Annotated in this window: 17 protein-coding genes; 10 read left to right on the plus strand and 7 right to left on the minus strand. The window is 42.0% G+C overall.

Features of this window, described 5'->3' with window-relative positions; translation table 11 throughout:
* The first annotated feature begins 195 nt into the window (after positions 1 to 195).
* From metG to U5K72_17400, 9 genes are all read left to right on the plus strand, one after another.
* Positions 196 to 2,226, plus strand: coding sequence for a methionine--tRNA ligase (gene metG, locus U5K72_17360; GenBank protein MDZ7720588.1), 2,031 nt, complete (start codon positions 196 to 198; stop codon positions 2,224 to 2,226).
* Positions 2,226 to 4,217, plus strand: a complete 1,992-nt coding sequence (locus U5K72_17365) for an alpha-amylase family glycosyl hydrolase (GenBank protein MDZ7720589.1) — start codon at positions 2,226 to 2,228, stop codon at positions 4,215 to 4,217. Before metG ends, U5K72_17365 begins: the two co-directional genes overlap by 1 nt.
* 388 nt (positions 4,218 to 4,605) lie before the next feature.
* The gene (locus U5K72_17370) at positions 4,606 to 5,952 is read left to right on the plus strand and encodes a sodium-dependent transporter (GenBank protein MDZ7720590.1); all 1,347 of its coding nucleotides are present in this window, start codon (positions 4,606 to 4,608) and stop codon (positions 5,950 to 5,952) included.
* A gap of 64 nt (positions 5,953 to 6,016) precedes the next feature.
* On the plus strand, positions 6,017 to 6,592 hold the full coding sequence (gene efp / locus U5K72_17375) for an elongation factor P (protein ID MDZ7720591.1): 576 nt from the start codon (positions 6,017 to 6,019) through the stop codon (positions 6,590 to 6,592).
* A gap of 93 nt (positions 6,593 to 6,685) precedes the next feature.
* A complete protein-coding gene (gene accB / locus U5K72_17380) occupies positions 6,686 to 7,171 on the plus strand; it encodes an acetyl-CoA carboxylase biotin carboxyl carrier protein (GenBank protein MDZ7720592.1) in 486 nt (161 codons plus the stop codon).
* Positions 7,172 to 7,179: 8 nt separating this feature from the next.
* Complete coding sequence (accC, locus tag U5K72_17385) at positions 7,180 to 8,535, plus strand: acetyl-CoA carboxylase biotin carboxylase subunit (GenBank protein MDZ7720593.1); 1,356 nt, start codon at positions 7,180 to 7,182, stop codon at positions 8,533 to 8,535.
* A gap of 5 nt (positions 8,536 to 8,540) precedes the next feature.
* A complete protein-coding gene (gcvH, locus tag U5K72_17390) occupies positions 8,541 to 8,921 on the plus strand; it encodes a glycine cleavage system protein GcvH (GenBank protein ID MDZ7720594.1) in 381 nt (126 codons plus the stop codon).
* Positions 8,922 to 9,135: 214 nt separating this feature from the next.
* The gene (gene guaA / locus U5K72_17395; GenBank protein MDZ7720595.1) at positions 9,136 to 10,686 is read left to right on the plus strand and encodes a glutamine-hydrolyzing GMP synthase; all 1,551 of its coding nucleotides are present in this window, start codon (positions 9,136 to 9,138) and stop codon (positions 10,684 to 10,686) included.
* Positions 10,687 to 10,720: 34 nt separating this feature from the next.
* Positions 10,721 to 12,451 carry an ABC transporter substrate-binding protein gene (locus tag U5K72_17400; GenBank protein ID MDZ7720596.1) on the plus strand — a complete coding sequence of 577 codons (1,731 nt, stop codon included), beginning with the start codon at positions 10,721 to 10,723 and terminating at the stop codon, positions 12,449 to 12,451.
* A gap of 3 nt (positions 12,452 to 12,454) precedes the next feature.
* On the opposite strand, the gene mltG is transcribed toward U5K72_17400, so the two are convergent.
* From mltG to U5K72_17435, 7 genes are all read right to left on the minus strand, one after another.
* Positions 12,455 to 13,516 (minus strand): endolytic transglycosylase MltG, encoded by a 1,062-nt coding sequence (gene mltG, locus U5K72_17405; GenBank protein MDZ7720597.1) that lies wholly within the window; start codon positions 13,514 to 13,516, stop codon positions 12,455 to 12,457.
* Between the two features lie 556 nt (positions 13,517 to 14,072).
* Positions 14,073 to 15,455, minus strand: coding sequence for a hypothetical protein (locus tag U5K72_17410; GenBank protein MDZ7720598.1), 1,383 nt, complete (start codon positions 15,453 to 15,455; stop codon positions 14,073 to 14,075).
* A gap of 63 nt (positions 15,456 to 15,518) precedes the next feature.
* The gene (locus tag U5K72_17415) at positions 15,519 to 17,597 is read right to left on the minus strand and encodes a SpoIIE family protein phosphatase (GenBank protein ID MDZ7720599.1); all 2,079 of its coding nucleotides are present in this window, start codon (positions 17,595 to 17,597) and stop codon (positions 15,519 to 15,521) included.
* Positions 17,598 to 17,605: 8 nt separating this feature from the next.
* Entirely contained in the window at positions 17,606 to 18,679 is a 1,074-nt protein-coding gene (locus U5K72_17420) for a DUF4097 family beta strand repeat-containing protein (GenBank protein ID MDZ7720600.1), read from the minus strand.
* A 41-nt stretch (positions 18,680 to 18,720) separates the two neighbouring features.
* The gene (locus U5K72_17425; GenBank protein MDZ7720601.1) at positions 18,721 to 19,281 is read right to left on the minus strand and encodes an HD domain-containing protein; all 561 of its coding nucleotides are present in this window, start codon (positions 19,279 to 19,281) and stop codon (positions 18,721 to 18,723) included.
* Positions 19,281 to 19,628, minus strand: a complete 348-nt coding sequence (locus U5K72_17430; GenBank protein ID MDZ7720602.1) for a TM2 domain-containing protein — start codon at positions 19,626 to 19,628, stop codon at positions 19,281 to 19,283. The genes U5K72_17425 and U5K72_17430 overlap by 1 nt, the downstream gene beginning before the upstream one ends.
* Positions 19,612 to 19,938: a DUF2752 domain-containing protein gene (locus tag U5K72_17435; protein ID MDZ7720603.1), complete on the minus strand. Its 327-nt coding sequence runs from the start codon at positions 19,936 to 19,938 to the stop codon at positions 19,612 to 19,614. The genes U5K72_17430 and U5K72_17435 overlap by 17 nt, the downstream gene beginning before the upstream one ends.
* Before the next feature lie 47 nt (positions 19,939 to 19,985).
* On the opposite strand from U5K72_17435, the gene U5K72_17440 reads away from it, so the two are divergent.
* Positions 19,986 to 22,022 carry a TonB-dependent receptor gene (locus tag U5K72_17440; protein ID MDZ7720604.1) on the plus strand — a complete coding sequence of 679 codons (2,037 nt, stop codon included), beginning with the start codon at positions 19,986 to 19,988 and terminating at the stop codon, positions 22,020 to 22,022.
* The last annotated feature ends 40 nt before the right edge of the window (positions 22,023 to 22,062 follow it).

The raw sequence follows: 22,062 nt of genomic DNA on the forward strand, positions 1-22,062 counted from the left end.
TTATAATCTGATAATGCATGAAGCCCTCCCTCCTTGTGGCGTGCATTTCGCCATAGGGAGGGAGCCGGAGGGTGGGTCTGAAACGCCGAATGCATGAACCTTAAACAATCCACTGCAACTTGTCTGTTGAATTGGTAATTTTGATGCCACAACCATAACTTCAGCCGCTCGATTAAACTGATCAAAAAATAATTTATGTCTAAACGAATTTTAGTTACGTCAGCTCTGCCCTATGCGAATGGCCCGATTCATCTTGGACATCTCGCAGGTGCGTATCTTCCCGCGGATCTTTACACCCGTTACAAGCGCCTGAAAGGAAAAGATATTATCCATATTTGTGGCTCGGATGAAAATGGAGTTCCCATCACCATCGCAGCTGAAAAAGAGGGCGTGGATCCACAGGAAATTGTGGATCGATATCATACCATGAATAAAGATGTTTTCAGAAAATTCGGTATCGATTTCGATTATTACGGACGTACCAGTTCGGAAACGCACAAGAAAACATCGCAGGATTTCTTTCTGAACCTGCATGAACAAGATATTTTCACGAAAAAGAAGCAGAAGCAGTTTTATGATGAAGACGCAGATATGTTTCTGCCCGACCGATATGTTAAAGGAACATGCCCGGTTTGTAACCACCCCGAGGCATTTGGAGATCAGTGTGAAAAATGCGGTTCATCGCTCTCCCCAACCGATTTAATTGATCCGGTCAGTGCTATTACCGGAAACAAGCCGATTATAAAAGAAACCGAACATTGGTTCATACCACTTGGCAATTACCAGGATTGGCTGGAGGAGTGGATAGGCTCGCGTAAAAACTGGAAACCTAATGTTGTGGGTCAATGTAAAAGCTGGCTGGATACCGGCCTGGGAGACCGCGCCGTAACCCGTGATCTGTCCTGGGGCGTTCCGGTTCCGCTGCCCGATGGCGAGAGAAAAGTTCTCTATGTTTGGTTTGATGCGCCCATCGGTTATATATCAGCTACTAAAGAGTGGGCCGAGATTCAGGGAGATCCCGATCTTTGGAAAACGTACTGGCAGGATGAGGATACAACACTCATCCATTTTATTGGAAAAGACAATATCGTTTTTCATTGCATTATGTTCCCGGCCATGCTCAAACAACACGGAGATTTTGTACTCCCGGAAAATGTACCGGCCAATGAATTTTTAAATCTTGAGGGACAAAAACTCTCGACCTCCAAAGGATGGGCAGTATGGCTGCATGAATACCTGGAAGATTTTGAGGGTGATCTGTTACGGTATGTTCTCGGAACCACCCTGCCGGAAACCAAAGATTCCGATTTTTCCTGGAAAGATTTTCAAAATCGTGTAAACAGTGAACTGGCGGATATTCTCGGGAATTTTGTTTTTCGCACGCACAGTTTCACTCACCGGTTTTTTGATGGAGCGATTCCCGAGCTGTCCAATCCAACAGACCTGGATATTGAGACGTTGAAAGAAATTTCAAACCAAAAGAATAAGATCGAAGAATCTTATGAATCATTCCGCTTCCGCGAGGCGATTTATGAAACCATGCAGTTAGCGCGAATTGGAAATCGTTATTTCACGGAAACAGAACCCTGGAAAACCCGCAAAGAAAATCCGGAGGCATGTGGAAATACTCTGTATGTATGCCTGCAGATCAGTGCGGCCCTTTCTGTTCTGTTTGAGCCGATTCTGCCAAACAAGATGCATCTTCTTAAGGAACAACTGGGAGTTCCAGAAACAATTGAGTGGGACCGGGTGGATGATCATATTCTTCCATCAGGACAGCTTATTCAAGAGGGTGATATTCTTTTTGAAAAAATTGAGGATGAAGAAGTTGAAGAACAGATCAACAAACTCAAAGAACGAGCTTCCAAAAATGAACCACCAGAAAAAGATTATCCTCCTTTAAAAGATGAAATTGATTTCGGTAATTTTGCCTCACTTGATTTACGGGCCGGTAAAATTATCGAAGCTCAAAAGGTAGAAAAATCGAATAAACTGATTCGAATTACAGTAGATATGGGATTTGAAGAGCGAACAATACTCTCTGGTATCGCAGAATTTTTTGATGCAGAGGAGATTGTTGGCCAATCTGTTTGTGTAGTTGCCAACCTTGCCCCAAAGAAAATGATGGGAATTGAAAGTAACGGTATGATATTAATGGGTGAAGACAGCGAAGGGACGCTACACTTCGTTGAAACTGAAGCCGAACCCGGAAGTCCTGTCACCTAATGATCTCAACAAAATTACCTGGTACCCGAACGTCGATTGGATGTACCCTTTCAGACGACTCAACAAGTTTTGCCTTTTATTGTCCGCGTGCTCAATCGGTCAGATGCATTATTTTTGACCATTCTGATGATGAAAAGGGTAAAGAATATCAAATGCAAAAAAGTAAAACCGGCATTTGGATGCTTACCATCGAACAAAATCTCGAAGGTAAGTGGTATGGCTACAAAGCTGACTTTAAGAAATCTGATCAACCTAAAACACCCTACACGAATGAACTCTTTGCCGATCCTTACAGCAAGCATGTGACGGTTCGGAATACCTATCAGCAGGATGCAAAAACTTATATTTTTGATGGGGATTTTAACTGGGAAGATACCGGGCACTGTTTCCCGGATGATATCAGAGACCTGATTATTTACGAAACTCATATAAAAGATCTTACAGCCCACCCAAGCAGTGGGGCTAAAGGTATGGGATCATTCAAAAAATTGATCGATCCAAACCAAACCGGGGGAATTCAACACCTGAAAAAGTTAGGTGTGAACTGTGTGGAGTTTCTGCCTCTCCAAAAATTTGCCCCTGTAGAACCCCCTTATGGCACAAAGACCAAAGAGGGATTTCACAATAGCTGGAATCCCTATGAGGCCAACTACTGGGGATATATGACCTCCTTCTTTTTTGCACCGGAATCAACTTTTGCATCGGACTGGAGTAACCGGCATTCCGGGCGTACAACAGCAGCAGTCACTGAATTTAAAGAAGCAATAAAATCACTCCACTCCGAAGGAATTACCGTGTTGATGGATGTGGTATACAATCATACCTCCCTTTTTGATAAAAATCCGCATACACATTTGGTACCAGATGTTTACCTGCGCAAAGACCATAATGGAAATTTGATGAACCGAAGCGGAACGGGAAATGAATTTAAATCAGAAGAACCGGCTGCACGACAACTGATCATCGACTCACTTTTGTACTGGATGGAAGAGTATAAAATTGACGGTTTCCGGTTTGACCTGGCTGCACTCCTTGACAATAAAACCTGGGATGTTATCAAAAAAGCCGTTCACGAAAAATACCCGAACGCAGTATTGATTGCTGAACCCTGGGGAGGACATTACTCGCCACATAAATTTTCGGATTACGGCTGGGCATCGTGGAATGATAGAATCAGAAACAGTTTTAAAGGCTCAGATCCGCAGCACGACCGTGGATTTATTTTTTCTGACTGGCAGCACGAAACCAAACGTGAACGATTGGAAAACATCCTTCAGGGAACTTTGAACCACGATGAGGGTGGCCTTTATCAAACCTCTGCTCACAGTGTAAATTACCTGGAAAGCCACGACGGATATACGCTTGGTGATTTCATCAGGATTGGGCTGAACCCCGAAATTCACGATCAAACTATTGAAAATCTTGAAGACCATACAAAGCTCAACGAACAGCAACTGACGATTTCAAAGCTGGCGGCTTTAAGCCTTTTTGTAACTCAAGGCATCACCATGATTCATGCCGGGCAGGAGTTTGCACGTTCAAAAGTGATTGCAAGAACTCCGGTGAAAGATCCTGATGAAGGGAAAATAGATCACAACAGCTACCAAAAAGATAATGAGACAAACTGGCTGAATTTTAATCATCTAAAACTCAATCGTGAGCTCTTTGATTATTATCGTGGATTGATTGACATCAGGAAAAAATCACCGGCACTGCGAAAGTGCCAGGCGGAAGAAATTGATTTCGATTATTATGGAAATCCACTTCTGTTGAGTTTTTATATCAGTGGAAATTCCACCGGTGATATGTATGATTATTATGTTTTATTAAATGGCAATTCATACCCAATCGAAAATCAAGAATTACCCCCGGGAGTGTGGGAAATTCTGGCAGATCATGAAATTGCATCCTCCCATATTTTGAACGTTGTGAGTGAAAGTGTGAAGATACCTTCTCAAAGCGGTATATTGCTTCGAAAGTTGCGTCATTAGATTTGTACGGACAGCGCCGAAGGCATCCCGTGCGGGGCTTGTCCGGCACCACCATACTTTAAATAAATTTTAAAATGAATACTCGGCTTGAAATCTCGAAACCAAATTTCCAAATCAGCAGTAGATAGATGGTTTGAGGAAACGGGCAAACTGCCCGTTATACCTATGTACGCCGGACAGCTTGTCCGGCACTCACAATTTTAAAATCAGTATGGAAATAAGATGTTTATTTGCTGAATTTTATTTTGAATCGAATCTTAATGAGTGTAGTTGAACCAAAACGGAAGTAACGGGCAGGCTGCCCGTTGTACATTGAATACCAAAATTGGATTTTTAGAGGTTCCAAAATATTTTAAGGGACAATAACTAACTTAAAACTTTTTTCGACTTGGCAACATCTTCCACTACAACCCGAGGCACCTGGAACTCAAAACTTGGCTTTATTCTTGCCGCCGCCGGGTCCGCTGTTGGGCTTGGTAATATATGGGCATTTCCCACCAAAGTAGCCACCGAGGGTGGTGCAGCTTACCTGCTCATCTACCTGTTATGTACATTTGCAATTGGGTTTCCCGTAATGGCTGCTGAGATTACCATCGGCCGAAGAGCAGGGAAAAACCCTGTGGGAGCATTTAAAGCTATAAGTACAAATAAATTCTTTCCTCTTGTTGGCATCTGGGGTGTTATTTGCGGTGTAATGATTCTCTCCTTCTATACAGTTATTGCCGGCTGGGCATTTGGTTTCGCCTTTGAAGAAATATTCTACTTCTTTGGATGGGCCGGGGCAGCAGATTGGCTCACTGACACCGGAAATGGATTCAAGAATGCATTGATTGCCTCTGTATTTATGTTTGGTACTATTAAAATTATAACCGGTGGAGTAAGCGACGGAATTGAACGTGCTACCAAAGCAATGATGCCCCTGCTGATTGGTATAATGGTTGTTATGATAATTTATGTTCTGTGGCAGCCCGGAAGCAACGCGGGAATCGAAGCGTATCTTCTGCCGGATTTCAGCAGAATTGATGCAGAGTTAATCTTTTCTGCCATGGGGCAGGCTTTTTTCTCACTTTCATTGGGTATGGGAGCCTTAATTACGTATGGTTCATACCTTAGCAAGCGCGAAAATATACCTCAGGCCGCTGCATTTGTAACTTTAGCCGATGTGGGCATCGCCTTTCTTGCCGGGCTCTTAATTGTACCGGCCATGTTTCTTGCACAAAGTCAGGGAATAAGCATTGATGCGGGTGGCTCTCTCGCATCAAGTACAGATCTTGTATTTCAGATCTTACCCGCACTGTTTCATACCATTGGCGGCGGCGTTGGGATGCTTCTCGGGGTTACATTCTTTCTGTTACTTAGTATAGCAGCCCTCACATCTACCATATCTCTTTTAGAGGTTCCCGTTTCCTATGTGATAGACGAATTTGAGGTTAAACGAAAAAAAGCAGCCTGGTCAGTTGGATTAGGTATATTGGCCGTTTCAATAACGGTAGCCTACTTTCCTGTACTTATTGGATGGTTTGATTATCTGTTCAGCAGCATTGGGTTACCATTGGGTGGTTTCTTAATTTGTATTTTTGTTGGCTACTTTTGGACAACCGACAAAGCCCTTACCGAGATGGAAAGTGGTTATGCGGGAGTTCACGAAAGCCTGTTTTCAAAAGCATGGCCCATATTTATTAAATTTATTTGCCCTGCAGCTATTCTGTACAATCTTATTTCCAATTTCGTGTAATCTTTTTGTTATCAAAGTAAGCAGGTAGTATTTTTCTACCGTTAAAAAGAACGAATAAAAATTTATGTCTAAAGTATCTACTTCAGATTTTCGCACAGGAATGAATATTCTTATAGATAGCGAAATCTATTCGATTGTTGATTTCCAGCATGTAAAACCGGGAAAAGGCGGAGCTTTTGTCCGCACGAAGCTAAAAGGAGTTGTCAATGAAAAAAATATTGAAAAAACATTCCGTTCTGGTGAAAGTGTAGAAGAAATTCGCGTAGAACGACAACCTTACCAGTTTTTGTATGCTGATGGTGACCTCTATTTCTTTATGCACCAGGAAACATACGAACAAATTCCTCTCGAACGCTCTCGGGTTGAAAAATCTGAATTTGTTTCCGATGGTATGATATGCACACTGGTGGTCGATGTAGACAATGAGAATATTCTGTATGCACAACCCCCGGATCATATCGACTCGGAAGTGGTTGAAACCGACCCCGGCCTAAAGGGCGATACTGCTCAGGGAGGAAATAAACCCGCGACCATAGCGGGAGGAGCCGTTGTTCAGGTTCCACTCTTTATAAATGAAGGAGATGTTATTCGTGTAGATACCCGTACAAGCGAGTATGTTGAACGAGTAAAATCTGATTAATTTCGATTTACGTATTCGCTTTAATCAACTTGTAAATTAAAAAGCCGGTTGCGCCTACATCAACAAAAATAAATGAAAATTTAACATAGAGTAATGGATTTAAAACTTGTTAAAAAACTACTGGATCTGATCTCTGAAAGTGAAGTCGATGAAGTCTCCATTGAAGAAGGAGAATTTAAAATAAAGGTCAAGAAAACCTCCGAAGCTTCTCAGCCAGCCATGCACTATCAAATACCACAACAGCCGCAAGCACCCCAGCAACCGGCTCAGACACAACAACCGGCACCGGCTGAATCAGCAGAAAAAAACACTGAAGAATCTAAACCGGAGCAACCGGATGGAGAAGTAGTAAAATCTCCAATTGTTGGTACATTTTATGAAGCTGCATCGCCTGACTCTGATCCGTTTGCAAAAGTTGGAGATCATATTGCAGCCGGAGAAACTCTCTGCATTGTGGAAGCGATGAAAATTATGAATGAAATTGAAGCAGAATTTTCAGGTACTGTACAGAAAATTCTGGTTGAAAATGGCTCTCCTGTAGAATTTGATCAGCCATTATTTATCATTAAAAAAGATTAAACCTCTGTATGTTTAACAAGATACTGATTGCGAACCGGGGTGAGATTGCTCTCAGAGTCATTCGTACTTGTAAGGAGATGGGAATTAAATCGGTTGCGGTTTACTCCACAGCTGATGAACACAGCTTGCATGTAAAGTTTGCTGATGAAGCTGTATGCATAGGTCCTCCTGCCAGTAAAGAAAGTTATCTGAAAATACCCTCCATTCTTGCTGCAGCCGAAATTACCAATGCCGAAGCGATCCATCCGGGTTATGGTTTTCTCTCGGAAAATGCTGAATTCAGCCGGATTTGCAGCGAACATGATATTAAGTTTATCGGCCCCTCTCCAGAGATGATAAGCACGATGGGCGATAAAGCCACTGCTAAAGCCACAATGATAAAAAATAATGTACCGGTTGTTCCCGGTTCCGAAGGTATTGTGGAAACCCTGGAGAAAGCAGAAAAATATGCCGAAGAGATCGGATTCCCCCTAATTGTGAAGGCAACAGCAGGCGGCGGCGGACGCGGAATGCGGGTTGTGAATAACCCCGACAATTTCAAAAATGCTTTTAATACCTGCCGAAATGAGGCTGAAGCTGCTTTTGGAAATCCGGAAGTTTACATAGAGAAATTTATTCAGGATCCACGCCACATTGAGATTCAGATTTTGGGAGATCAGCATGGAAATGTTGTTCATCTCGGTGAACGTGAATGTTCGCTCCAAAGGCGACATCAAAAAATAATGGAGGAAGCCCCCTCCCCTGTTATGACCCCGGAAGTACGCGAGAAGATGGGCAATGCAGCTGTAAATGCAGGCAAAGCCATCAATTATGAAGGCGCCGGAACGGTTGAGTTTATAGCCGACAAAGATCTCAATTTCTATTTCATGGAGATGAACACCCGAATACAGGTGGAGCATCCCATTACAGAAGAGATTACATTTACGGATTTGGTGCAGCAACAGATTCTTGCAGCAGCCGGTGAGAAATTGAGTTCAAAACCATTTAAATTTCGCGGACATGCCATTGAGTGCAGAATCAATGCGGAAGATCCGGAGCATAATTTTCGCCCCACTGCCGGTACTATTACCTCCTTTAACATCCCCGGGGGACGCAGCGTCAGGGTTGATACACATGCTTATGCAGGTTACAAAGTGCCGCCTCATTACGACTCTATGATTGCCAAATTGATTGTGAGTGCTGCAAACCGTAAAGAAGCAATAAGCAGAATGAAACGTGCCCTGGAAGAGTTTGTTATTGAAGGAATAAAAACGACTATTCCTTATCATTTGCAGCTGATGGATGATCCAAACTTTATCAGCGGTGATTTTAACACACAATATCTCGAAAAATCTTTTACATTTAATCCAGAAAAATCAAACTAATAACTATGAAATTTCCTGAAGATCTGAAATACACCAAAGAGCACGAATGGGTGCGAGATAACGGTGACGGTACAGCAACCATCGGAATTACAGATTTTGCCCAGGGCGAATTGGGTGATATTGTTTTTGTGGAGCTGGAACCGGAGGGATCTGAGTTTGATCAGGATGAAGTTCTTGGTACTGTGGAAGCTGTTAAAACTGTTTCAGAACTCTTTAGCCCTGTTTCAGGAGAAATCACAGAGATCAATGAGGCACTGGAAGATGAACCGGAATTGGTGAATGCAGATCCATACGGAAAAGGCTGGATGGTAAAAATGAAGGTAAGTGATTCTTCTGAATTGGACTCCCTCCTGTCTGTGGATGAGTACAAAGAAATTGTTGAATAGTAAGTAGTACGCCGGACAGCCTGTCCGGCTCACCAATCCGTAAAACTGCCTGAATATTGCAGAAGGTTTTCTCAGCCAAAGTATAGGAGATTATACTGAAACAGGGTTTTGAGATTTCGGGCAAGCTGCCCGATTTACATAAGATTGGAAGTCCAAATCTTTTTATATTCTCCCTTCATTAAATTCCCAAGAGCTTTTTCATAACGAAACCAACATGCATACATATCATGATGAGTGGATACTCATACTTGATTTTGGATCTCAATACACTCAGTTAATTGCCCGGCGGATTCGCGAACTGAATGTATACTGCGAAATCCATCCTTTTAACACCCCGCCTGAAGACTTTAGTCAGAATCCACCAAAAGGAATTATTCTCTCCGGAGGACCAAAAAGCGTTTACGATGAAGAGGCACCTATACTTAACCTTGATTATTTTAATTTTAACATACCTGTTTTAGGCATTTGCTATGGTTTGCAGTCCCTCGCCCACAGGTTGGTTCCGGGAAGTGTCGAAAAAGCCGAGAAGCGTGAGTTTGGGCGAGCAAAACTAATTGTAGATGATGACTCCGGACTTCTTAAAAATGTGCAAAATAACTCTGTTGTTTGGATGAGCCATGGTGATCACATTCATCAATTACCGGAACAGTATAAAGTGATCGCTCATACCTCTAATGCACCCGTTGCTGCAGTTCGGCATAAGGAAAAACAGATCTACGGCGTCCAGTTTCATCCCGAAGTTGCACACACGGAAAAAGGAAAAGAGATTCTTCAAAACTTTGTAATTAACATTTCTGAGTGTGAAGGCGATTGGACTGCATCCTCTTTTATCGAAACGGAGATTAAAAGCATCCGGGAACAGGTGGGTAACAGTAAAGTTATTTGCGGCCTTTCCGGTGGTGTGGATTCAACCGTAGTTGCCACACTTGTTCATAAAGCAATTGGCGATCAGCTACTCTGTATTTTTGTGGATAACGGCCTTCTCAGAAAGAATGAATTTAATGAGGTATTGGATACCTATAAGGAACACCTTCATTTACCTGTAAAAGGAATTGATGCATCCGATAAATTTTTGAAAAATCTTGAAGGTGTTGCAGATCCCGAACAGAAAAGAGTTATAATCGGGAATACATTTATTGAAGTATTTGATGAAGCTATAGCTCACGAAGAAGAATATAAATTTCTGGCCCAGGGCACACTTTACCCGGATGTAATTGAAAGCGTCTCTTTCAAAGGTCCTTCGGCTACAATCAAATCACACCATAATGTGGGTGGTTTGCCTGAAAAGATGAATCTCGATCTCATAGAACCGGTTCGGGAACTTTTTAAAGATGAAGTTCGGGGCGTTGGACGTGAGCTCGGAATTCCGGAATCTTTTATCGGCCGGCATCCATTTCCGGGGCCTGGACTTGGAATTCGGGTTTTGGGAGAACTATCAAAACAGAAACTCGATCTTCTCAGAGAAGCCGATTCAATCTTTATCCACTCACTCAGAGAATATGGATTGTATGATAATGTCTGGCAGGCGTTAGCAGTACTCTTACCTGTTCAATCCGTTGGTGTGATGGGCGATGAACGCACCTACGAATATACTATTGCACTGCGAGCCGTTACCAGCGTAGATGGCATGACGGCCGACTGGGCCCGGTTACCATACGAATTCCTGTCTGAAGTAAGCAATCGAATTATAAACGAAGTACGGGGAGTCAATCGTGTGGTCTATGATGTAAGCTCTAAACCACCGGCCACTATTGAGTGGGAATAAGAGGAACAAAGCTGTTTAAAATAGATATATGAACATGCATAATGGACACCATCTATTTATGAAAGCATTTCTGACATTAATTCTTTTAGTAACTTGTCTTCATTCTCAGGTATCTGCGCAATCATTTTCAGAAGCAATGGAGATGTACAGGGATGAAAATTATCAGCAGGCAGCTGAACTTTTTCTGAACTCTGATGATGATCGTTCTCTACTTTTTGCCGGCAAAAGTTTCCTTGCCCTTACTGAGTATTCAACCGCCATAAACCATTTGCAGACAGCATCTCAAAGTTCTCAGCAGAATATTCGTCAGGAAGCACTCTACTCACTTGCTATGGCTCAATTCATCCTTAAAAATTACGATGTAAGCCTTGAGCATCTTTATGAATTAGCTTCCAGCAATAACCAAACAGGCTTGAGATCGGATGCTCAACGCTTCTATAATCAGATTTTAAACTACCTGAGCGTCCAGGATCGCTATGAAATATTGTACAAGTTACAATCGCCGGGTATACAGTTCGATCTTGTACGAAGTTCAAAACCCTTTCTGAATGCAGATGCTTTTAGAATAATGGTCAGCGAACTGGTTAAAACAACGGGAGATGCCTTCAGCCGGCAAGAAATTGAACGAGAACTTCTGGCTGATTTGAGATCTCAAACCGGGCAAATTGAATACCCTGCCGCTCCTGAAGGGATGGTATATAATATCGGGGTAATTCTTCCTCTGTTTGGTGAAGAGGATCCTGATTTCACCATTCCAAGAAATCTATACTATGGCATGGTGCTGGCTGCCGATGATTTCAACGAACGAAACAGGAATCAGAAGGTAAATCTCATTTTCAAAAACTCTGCAGAGAATGCGGATACAACCGCAGCCGTTTTTTCAGAATTGGCATTGACAAAAAAGATAGATGCTGTTATTGGCCCGCTGTTTTCGGAACCGGCCTCGAGAATGGCTCGCCTGTCTGAAGAGTATCAAATACCGATGCTGGCACCACTTGCCAACTCCGACAGCCTGAACCTGGATTACAATTACACATACCAGATGAATCCCACATTTGAGATGCATGGCAAGAGAATGGCTCAGTTTGCCGTACAGGAATTACGGCTGGATACACTGGCTATTATTACAGAAGAGAACTCGTTAGGCCGAAATTCTGCACTCGCTTTTCGACACGAAGCAGAACGACTGGGGGCAAACATCTCTTACTACATTGAGGAAGATTTTGCATCCACCGGTTACGATTTTGGAGAGATCACGGATGTGTTTACGTCGGATGCAGCATTGATCGATTCGCTGAATATCCGCCCATCTGATGCTATCTTCGCTCCTTTTACCGGTGAGGCATCCACCACCATGATGAACTTGTTGATGAATAACCTGGAGGCAATGGACAGTGATCTGATTGTTCTGGGAACAGAACAATGGGAGTTTGCTCCGTTGACTGATTACCAAAGACAATTCTTTGATATCTATTACACACAGTCATTTGTTCAGAATCCTGATACTTCATCCATGCGTTTCTTTACAGACGATTACGAAACGAGATTTGGAACTGAACCAGATCGCTTCTCTCGTATAGGCTACGATACAGCCAATTACCTTTTCCGAAGTCTCGAAACAGCCGGAAATCCTGATTATCTCGGACGAGCCATTCGAAATGGGTCGATTTTCAACGGATTGGCATTTCAAATTTTCTTTGATGGCCGAAGGATAAATCAGCATATATTTATCCGGTCTCTGTCTGAGGAAAATTCAAGATTATGAACATTAGGAATCTGAGGAAGATTCTTGTTCCCTTTCTCTTTGAATTCTGTACTGCTCCCGAAGCCACTGTCTCCACTCCTCACTGGCTTGTTGATGCTCGCTATATGTTTCCGAAAAGCGGTGCGTTCCCTCCGGTGTGGCAACCATGTATAAATAGTCATGCTCTTCGGGAAAAAGAACTGCACGAATAGAGTTCAAATCGGGATTTGTGATCGGTCCGGGCGGTAATCCTCTAATACGATATGTATTGTAGGGATGATCATATTCGTAATCCCTGTATAATAACCTCCGCCGCTCTCCAAGTGCATATAACACTGTGGGATCAGCCTGAAGCCGCATATTTCTCTCCAGCCGGTTTAAATACAAACCACTGATCGTTGGCTTTTCTTCATTCAAACGAGCTTCCCATTCCACAATTGATGCCAGGGTAATTATTTCATTGAGGCTTAATGGGTTTTGTTCGATCTCATTCTCATACTGATCAATCACTAATCTTTTAAATTCAGAATAAATTCGGCGAACAACACTTTTTGGGGGTGAAGTCCAATACATTTCATACGTTTCAGGAAGCATTCTGGCCATTAGCTGTTCGCCTGTTAAACCGAACTCGAGGGCAATCTCTGAACTGTCTTGAAAAATTTGACGAAAAGAGAGACTGTCTGCTCTTAATTGGGTTGACAGATTTTTAGACAATCGGTCTGCATCAATACCGGGCACTATTGTAACCGGTCCCGGATCCTGGATACCTCTTCCAAGTTTCGACAGAAACTCTGAGTATGAATCTTCATTTGATAACAGATACCGCCCGGCTTGGTAATTTCTCCAGCCCAATGTATTTGCAGCCCAGACCAACTCATCTTGATTAAAATCAATTTCAAGTGTTTTAAGGCTTTCAACAAGTCCATCTACACGAGATGACTCCTCCAAATATATCTCGAAGGTACCCGGCGTTGTTGTGATGCTTTTAGTAAATAATCTTGTATTCCTGGAAAGCAGTGTGCTAAAAAGAATACCCACAAACAGCAGTAATAGTGTGGTTATCTCTTTCTTTGAAAAATGGTTCATGGAATAAAACTTTTTACACAAATGAAACGTGCACAATATAACATTTACTATAAATCTTTAGCACCCCATCAAGTAAGAAAATTGTAAGCATACAGTAAGAGGAGTTACCCCATTTTCTATTGCAAAACGATCTGCGATATATTCTCATCTCAGTGTTCTGCTCCGGGATGGTAGTCAGGACTGCTCTGTTACATGTATTTAGCCAATATACGGCGGAGCAGAGCAACGCCTGCATTCTGTTTCACAGCAGAGCGGTGAATCAAGGGAAAAATGCTTTACTCTTCGCATGCCCTACGTAGCTTTAGCGAAGTTGGGCCTTGTGCACAACCAAATTTCCTGGTGCATAATCCCAGTTAAAAAAATGGGTTATCGAAACAATTCTGAGAAACCGACGTATATTTTCAAGACACAATTTTTGGCAACCGAAAGGTGCCAAATGCCCTAAAAAACAGTCTCAGGCTTTGACCGGTCTGAGGCTCTTTTTTTTGCTCGCAATTGTGTTGATCTCTCCTAACGTGAATTTTTTACCCGGTCATTGGATTGCAGGCAATACAGACTAAAAGGTAGGATTAAACCGAATCCACAATGTAGGCGATTTGTCGAATGTTTTGAGCGGCCAGGCCATCTCAAGACGGAATGCCCCTGAACCAATTCCAAATCCGGCATCATGTTGCATATCAGAAACAGAGAATGAATCAAATCCGGTAAAAGGTGTATTTGAGTTCAGTAGTTCGGGTGATTGCTGCGTCCAGCCTGAATCGAGAAATAACAGGAGGTGCAGGTTATAATCTTCTATCCATTCTCCGGAATACCCTGATGGTCTTCCAAACTGAACTTCCAGATTACTCAAAATCATCTGGTTCCCCTGGAAAATCTTATAGGGCGATCCCCTGAGTGTACCAATACCCCCCAGGTAAAAATCCTTAAAATCGGGAGCATTTCCTGTGATCCCACCGGCCTGAACTCTCCACCGGAAAATTGAACCGGGCTCAAAATTGTAATACAATCTGAATTCCGATAAATATTTATTGAATCGGTAATTTTCGTCACTTGCATGATTATCAGCCAGTTCCGCTTTAACAGATGCTGCCATCGTAAATTTGTTGGCAATTAAAATATTTCGCGGATTTATAGAGAGGGATAAACCATAGATATCCAGATCTAACTGATCGGCATTTGCATCAACAGGGCGATTTATTCGGTATGTACTGGATTTGCCGAATAACGAAAATTTGGTGTTTCGCTCAAGGCTTGAAAATGTATCGCGGTTATAAGAAAAACCCGCTTCCAGCCAACGTTGTGTTCGGAAAATTCCATAAAACCCAAAACCCTCCATGTTGTAGTAATCAGGATAATCATACCCTGCAAAAAAAGATGTCAGGGATGATTCAACAAGTCCAACTCGTTTATAGTCTTCTGTGTATGTAGCATCATGGAATTCGCCCCCAATCAACACTCTCCTGTTTTCGCCAATCACTTTCTCAAGGCCAATAGCATATTCCCATTCTTTGGAAGCCGTTCCCCACCCAATAAGTCCATGAGGTTGAATTTGCGGAATATCAAGAAATGAGCCGTAACGGTGCCATTGCATTCGTTCTTTTCGATAGCCAATAAACAAACCATTTACCCGATTGAAATGAATTGTAGGAAGATTGGGATACAAGCTGTAAAGATCACTGCTGTAATAGGGCCCCGCTTCAATACTGCCTCCAAGATCTACACCGGTTCTTGATAATTGCTGTACTGCTGAGTCAACCTCATCTCTATCTTTCTGTTGCCCCTTCTGTTCACTGGTGGTATCCTTCCGCCCAAAAAGTTCATCGAGAGATTTATTAAAGATAGGATCCCTCTCAAAAGGATTATCCTGATTTTGGCTTTGAGCAAACAAGCCCGTTTGAGCAACCAAAAAAACGATAAGTATTACCAGATATCTACTCATTCCATTCAATTTTTATTCCCTACGATAAGAAAATGATTGTGTTACATTCAGATCCATTAAAAATTAATTCTGCATCTTTAAAACCATGATCGTGATATCATCATGAGGTTCTCTGCCGCCAGACCAGGTGTTTATCAATTGTGTGAGTTGATTTACGATATCGTTTGCGCTCATTCCATCAGAATTACAAAGAAGATTTTCTATCTTATTCAAACCAAGCATTTCCCGTTTGGGGTCAAACAACTCCGTCAGGCCGTCACTCATCATCAACAGGATATCCCCGGTATCCATAGTAAACTTCTCATTTTCGTATGGGTACTTTACAGTTCCTCCCAGAGGTAATCCTTTGAGTGTAATTCTATCCACACAGTTTGTATTTCTCTTAAAATGTAATGCAGGCGGCATACCCGCTGTTGCAATCTCAATCTCATTTCCTTTGCACCGGGCCAACATCAGCCCCATATACATCATTTTCATATTCATATTACGCAAGCCTGAAGATATTCTCCCTAACATGGTTAGATTATTCATCTCATGGACGAGTGTATGAAAATAGCTCTTTGCAGCCGCCACCATAATTCCGGCTTTCATTCCGTGTCCCGTTGCATCGCCTAATGCAAGCACTAATGTACCGTCCGGGGCTACGCTATAATCGTAGTAATCGCCTCCTACTTCTGTTGCTGTCTCCATAAACACGGCCAAATCATATCCGGGCAGAGATGGCATTTTTTTCGGTAACATGGAAAGTTGCAGAGCCCGTGCTTCTTCAAGTTCAGTCGTTTTGCGTTTGTTTTCTGCCTCCAGCAGTCGTTTCTCAATTTCCCGCTCCTTATTAATGCGCTCCTGTTCTAATGAACGCTTCGACAGATGTCTCACTTCAATTAGTTTCTGTTCGAGCCTTCTTTGCGTAATTGCAAAATCGCGAGACAAAAATACCGACATCGACATAACCAGGACTCCCGAACCAACCATATTTCCAAGTTGTACGCTTCCTGATAGAATCTCAAAATTTACCATCACATTGTAGATAAGAGAAAAAACATAAACTAAAACGCCAACTCCCAACAACCATACACCACCCCGATTTCTATAGAACATTACGATAACGGTTCGGAGTATCTCTGCTACAAAAACTAAAATGGCTAACTCTCTGAGCCAAACCGTTTGCATGGGATAATACCATATCAACAAACTCACTATTATACCCGCCGCCACCAGGAAATTGGAATAGAATGGTGTAATCTTCTTGTCGATACTGTGTGTAAAACGGGTTGCAAAGGTGAGTACCAGCACTTCTATAACAAATATAAATTTAATGAATTGAAGTGTGCCTGTTGTGTTTTCAAGTAGTTCTACTTTGTAGATCAGGTAGGATAGAATGGCTAAAAAACCGACAAAAATCGAAAAATAGAGATTCCTCTTTTCCGACGGATAAAACACAAAAAGCAGAAAGTGGATAACCCCAAAAGCCAGCAAGGCGCCAATGTAAAATAGATTTCTGCCCGTCCATTGAGATATGAATGAAAATGTCTCCTCCTGGTGATGTTCCCAATCTCCCAACAGAAACCGAAACCCGTTATAGCCCATCATCAACTCCGTTTCAGAATAATTTGGATTGATAAAGCGGACAGCTAAGGTTTGAAATTCCTGGTCAGAAAATACTATGGCAAGAGGATTGTTGCTGTTGTACGAAGCAACTGATTCCGGATCGGTCGAAAATTCTCCCAGTTCTTTTACTTTCTCACCATTCAGATAGATTTCTGATGCACCAAGATGGCGTTCAACAATCAGTGCAACCGGTTTTCCCCTTAAACTTTCATCAACCCGAAACTGTTTTCGGAACCATCCGATTCCCGACCAATCCATAAATGACAGATCGGCCTGAGACAAGTTCGTACTTAAATAATCCCACCCCGAGTCATCATAATTGGGATCGGCCCATGCCAGGCTGTCTCCCACTCTGAATTTCCACAGATCCTGAATGTAGATAATTTTGTTCTCATTCTGCATCATATCCGCAGAAATCTCTTCGATTTCCGCTTCGGGAAATTGGAAAATATCTTCATCCTGGGCAGATAAAGAATCACCCCAGAGGAGAATGATGCCCCAAAAAACAATATTAAATATACCCAGTTTATACACCTTTGAATTCACTTTTGAGATTCAGATACTTGAATTCTTCCCGACATTGTTGACACGCGAACCGGTAAACCACCCTCTCTAATGACGACATTGAGGTCTCGTTGGTTTTGATCACTTTCGGTGATACTTGATTCTCTCAATCCTCTTAAATCATAACTCATTGCACTACCTTCAATGTCAAAACCACTCGTTTCCGGCAGAAACAGTTCAATATCTCCGCTAATTGTTTCTAAATAAATTCCTTTTGATACATCCGTAAAATCAGCATAAATATTCCCGCTTGTTGTTGCGGAAACCAGCGTACCTCTCATCTTTGATGCATGAATATCTCCCGAAACCGAACGGACTCGTGCCTCACCGGAGTTCGAAACAATGTTCACACTCCCGTTCACGGTCTTAGCGTACACATTGCCTTTTACGTTTGCCAAATCAATATTTCCCGTGGTGGAAACAACCCGAATCTCTCCCTTTGTATGACTTATACTAATATCTCCTGTCTGATTCTGTATAAAGTGATCTCCTTCCACATCATCAAGAAAAATATTTCCATTAAAAGCACGCAGATTTGTAGTTACGTTTTTCGGGGTTTGTACTAAAAAATGAAATTTAATATCGCTGTCTCTTGGAACTTGACCCGATTTTTTATCCTCCACAGATGCAATTATACGATCACCCTGCTGCTGTAGAATTATCCGGAAATTATCGAGACTTCTTCGCCCCGACCACAGCGAAAAACTTCTCTCCAGAAACAGATCAACTTTAACGCCGTTAATATCCGGGTTTTGAAAAACTTCAATATTCCCGGTGGTTGTATGAACCGTTACTTTTGGGATTCCGCGTACCCTGAAAAATTCGGATTTATAGGGCTTTTCCTGTAAATCACCGAAAGAAGTGGTTTCTGTAAAGTTCTCGCTATAGTTATGGTAAGCAACCTGTTGAGCAGATGAGCTATCAGGAATAACTGAGAACAAGATCAGAGCAATATGGAGAAAGATTGATTTCAAAAACGTCATATGCAGCAAATGGTAGTGATGTATCATCCAAAAAATATCGACATCAGCATAACGGAACAGTTCCGCCATCTATCTTCATTACGCCATCTTTCCATAGTGTGTTGCAGACTCTAATAAGATTTTGTTTTAAAAACTCCAATCAAAAAAAGGATATGATCATTTAACTGTTTTTCAATGAGTTCCGCTCCTTTTCGGATATCATCCCGCGATACATTTGCCGCAAATCGTTTATCCTTCAGCTTTTTTGTAACGGATTTTACTTTCATATCTGAGAATCCATTTGGCCTCATCAATGCAACAGCATTCATAAATCCCGAAAGTTCATCACAGGCAAAAAGGTATCGTTCTATCTCCGTTTCCGGCTGTTTTCCGGTTCGCCCGGGCGCATGTGCTTCGATAGCTGATAATATTTCTGACGGATATTTAAAGGGAGGTAAAATTTCATTTAAAGCTTTTTGAGGATGTTCATCCGGATATTTTTCCCAATCCAGATCGTGTAATAAACCTGCTGTCCACCAATTTTCTTTTTCCTGATCCGGTAATCCCAGTTTATCTGCATAACCTTCCATAGCATCCGCTACCATATGGGAATGGAGAATTAAACTATCGGATTCTATATACGTTTCCAGCAATTCTTCAGATTGCTCTCGTGTTCTATCTATTGTATTCATCAGTCAAACTCTCTCAACAGATCTTTTGCAACTTTCCGGTTATACTCAAATGCAAAATTCTTGTAATTAATCATATCAACAATTGTACCGATAAAACAAAGCCCTACAGTTAGTAAGTAGAGAATTCCCATTCCTATATGTCCTACAAAAAACCGATGGATTCCGGCAACACCCGGAACCAGGCCCAATACGGCTAATGCCATAAATAATATCGGATCTTTCCGCCGGGATCGATAAATATTTGAGAACATTTTTGCCTTCTCATCCGGCATGTCCTCAATAATATGGCCGATATATTCAGACTCATCTCCTTCAAGTTCAGGCAAGTATTCAAATATCTTTTTCATAGTTCTTTTCTTTTTTAAGGTTATTATTACGCTGAAATATAGAACCTATTCTCGCAATGATTACTAAGATTGAAATGATACCCAAAGGATGGGTCTGCACGGATGCTGTCAGATTTCCGCGCGCTGCAAATGCTACAGATTTGCCTAATCCACAACCGGGACAGAATTCGAATCCCAGGCGATCAATCAGGCAAAAAGATGGTGCCTGGCTGAACGGATCCAAAAGTGCCATCAGTAGAAGACCTGAAAGCAGGGCTATCCACTCAAAATGCAAAAAAAAGTAATATCTGAATGGTTCTCTGTCAGACATAATTATATCTTATAGTAATCCATATTTAATAAAATAACACAGATTTAATGCACTCAACAATACGAAAAGAGCTTCAAAAAGTTTATTTAATTTTGTTCCTGCTGGTTTTGGTTACAGTTCCCTATACTCATGCCCAGGTTATTTCTGATGATACACTTTCCGTAGAACTCGATGAAATTCAAGTTAAAGCAACGCACTCTTCTATTACCGTAGGAGAAGCACCGATGTCTTTAACCTATATGTTGCGAAACTCCGCTGATTTGGCATCAAAACCATCAGCTACAATGGATGAACTGACCTATACCATGCCGGGTATTTTTATAAGTAATCGGGAAAATTATGCATTGGGCGAACGCCTTACCATCCGGGGATTAGGGTGGAGAACACAGTTTGGAGTGAGAGGCACACAGGTTATTCTTGATAACATGCCCCTTACTGTTGCTGATGGTCAAACCATTATGAACATGATAGATCCTGCTGCTGTGAAACGAATTGAACTTTTACGAGGCCCGGCAGGTACCTTTTGGGGAAACTCCAGTGGAGGTGTACTGTTTCTTTCAACTGAACCTCAACCTGATGCACCTGCACTAAAATATCGAGGATATGGCGGATCATTCAGTACTGTTAAACAAGAACTGGAATTAAACTCAACCATTGGTAAAACCCGCCTCTACGGATATGGAACCTATTTTGAGACAAATGGATATCGAAACCACAGTGCTGCAAGATTATACCGCGGAAGCCTTGGTTTGGAACGGCCTGTTTCCGACAATGGAAATTTTAGCGTCAGAGTGGCGTACACAGGAATGCCTAAAGCGCAACATCCGGGTTCATTAACCAAAGAAGATTCGCAAGATACACCCCAGAACGCAACTCCAAGTTTTGTAGAAAACCAGGCGGGAAAAACTATAGATCAGGCGATGATCGGTTCATCTTACATTCATCAATTTAGTTCGGGAATACTGGATATTTCTGCACATGGTACATACAGAGATGTCCAAAATCCTTTGACATTTGGAGTGATAAACCTTGAACGATATGCAGGCGGAGTTCGCTCAACCTACCAGTTCAATGAGCTTTCCTTTGATCTGCAAGTTGGCGGAGAGTTAAAAATCCAGGATGATGACCGACTCGAAACCAATAATGTTAATGGCGAACCTGGTAATGACATTAGCCTGGAGCAAGAAGAGCGGGTAACCAACCAGGCAATTTTTTCAAGAATTTCTGTGCCGGTTACCGAACGATTTTCAGTCAGTGCCGGAGCCAGGGCAGACTGGTTGAATTATGAAACTCCGAACTCTTTGAATAATGAAGCTGAAGGCTCACGTTCTTTTTTCTCAGTTAACCCGAGTTTTGGGCTGATGTATGATCTGAATACCTCCTCTGTCTTTGCAAACTTCAGTACCTCTTTTGAATCGCCAACCACTACAGAACTGGTAAACAGGCCTTCGGGAGGAGCCGGATTTAACCAATCAATAGAACCTGAAAAAACGATTAGCCTCGAAACCGGAATTCGTGGAAGAAACAATAGCCTAAGCTACGATTTTGCAGTTTACGGAATGAAAGTTGAAGATATCTTGGTCCCAATTGAGCTTGAAGACGGGCCGGTTTATTTTCAAAATGAAGGACAAACCAATCACTATGGTGTAGAACTTGGCCTGGCTTACAATACCGGAACAAATATCGATTTTCGCTTGATGCTCAATTATCTCCAAGCCAAATTCAATGGTGGAAATTATGATGGAAATGATCTTCCCGGAGTTGCCCCTTTCAGAGCTGGTGCTTCAGTGAATTTCACTCCCGGAAACCACCAGTTCAGTCTCGACAGCGAGTGGATTAGCAGTTACTATGCAGATAGTGAAAACTCTGCCAAAAACAGCTCCTATGGTCTCCTTCATTTTCGCTGGACAGTTCAGGTTCCGCAACTATTTGAGGAAGGAACTTTTCGACCATTCGTAGCTGTAAATAATATTCTTGATACCCGTTACAATTCGTCAGTTTTTGTAAATGCTTTTGGAAATCGATACTTCGAACCGGGTAGCAGCCGAAATTTCAGAGCAGGAATTCAAGTAAGTTTATTTTAGACGTACTCACAGAAAAGAGTAAAATTATTACATCACTTTA

It is taken from the genome of Balneolaceae bacterium, from assembly GCA_034521495.1.
Taxonomy (GTDB): Bacteria; Bacteroidota; Rhodothermia; order Balneolales; family Balneolaceae; genus Rhodohalobacter.

Excerpts from the sequence above, each read along its gene's own strand:
- metG (MDZ7720588.1), top strand. The coding sequence starts at position 196 with ATGTCTAAACGAATTTTAGTTACGTCAGCTCTGCCCTATGCGAATGGC.
- U5K72_17365 (MDZ7720589.1), top strand. The coding sequence starts at position 2,226 with ATGATCTCAACAAAATTACCTGGTACCCGAACGTCGATTGGATGTACC.
- efp (MDZ7720591.1), top strand. The coding sequence starts at position 6,017 with ATGTCTAAAGTATCTACTTCAGATTTTCGCACAGGAATGAATATTCTT.
- accB (MDZ7720592.1), top strand. The coding sequence starts at position 6,686 with ATGGATTTAAAACTTGTTAAAAAACTACTGGATCTGATCTCTGAAAGT.
- accC (MDZ7720593.1), top strand. The coding sequence starts at position 7,180 with ATGTTTAACAAGATACTGATTGCGAACCGGGGTGAGATTGCTCTCAGA.
- gcvH (MDZ7720594.1), top strand. The coding sequence starts at position 8,541 with ATGAAATTTCCTGAAGATCTGAAATACACCAAAGAGCACGAATGGGTG.
- guaA (MDZ7720595.1), top strand. The coding sequence starts at position 9,136 with ATGCATACATATCATGATGAGTGGATACTCATACTTGATTTTGGATCT.
- U5K72_17400 (MDZ7720596.1), top strand. The coding sequence starts at position 10,721 with ATGCATAATGGACACCATCTATTTATGAAAGCATTTCTGACATTAATT.
- mltG (MDZ7720597.1), bottom strand. The coding sequence starts at position 13,516 with ATGAACCATTTTTCAAAGAAAGAGATAACCACACTATTACTGCTGTTT.
- U5K72_17410 (MDZ7720598.1), bottom strand. The coding sequence starts at position 15,455 with ATGAGTAGATATCTGGTAATACTTATCGTTTTTTTGGTTGCTCAAACG.
- U5K72_17420 (MDZ7720600.1), bottom strand. The coding sequence starts at position 18,679 with ATGGCGGAACTGTTCCGTTATGCTGATGTCGATATTTTTTGGATGATA.
- U5K72_17425 (MDZ7720601.1), bottom strand. The coding sequence starts at position 19,281 with ATGAATACAATAGATAGAACACGAGAGCAATCTGAAGAATTGCTGGAA.
- U5K72_17430 (MDZ7720602.1), bottom strand. The coding sequence starts at position 19,628 with ATGAAAAAGATATTTGAATACTTGCCTGAACTTGAAGGAGATGAGTCT.
- U5K72_17435 (MDZ7720603.1), bottom strand. The coding sequence starts at position 19,938 with ATGTCTGACAGAGAACCATTCAGATATTACTTTTTTTTGCATTTTGAG.
- U5K72_17440 (MDZ7720604.1), top strand. The coding sequence starts at position 19,986 with ATGCACTCAACAATACGAAAAGAGCTTCAAAAAGTTTATTTAATTTTG.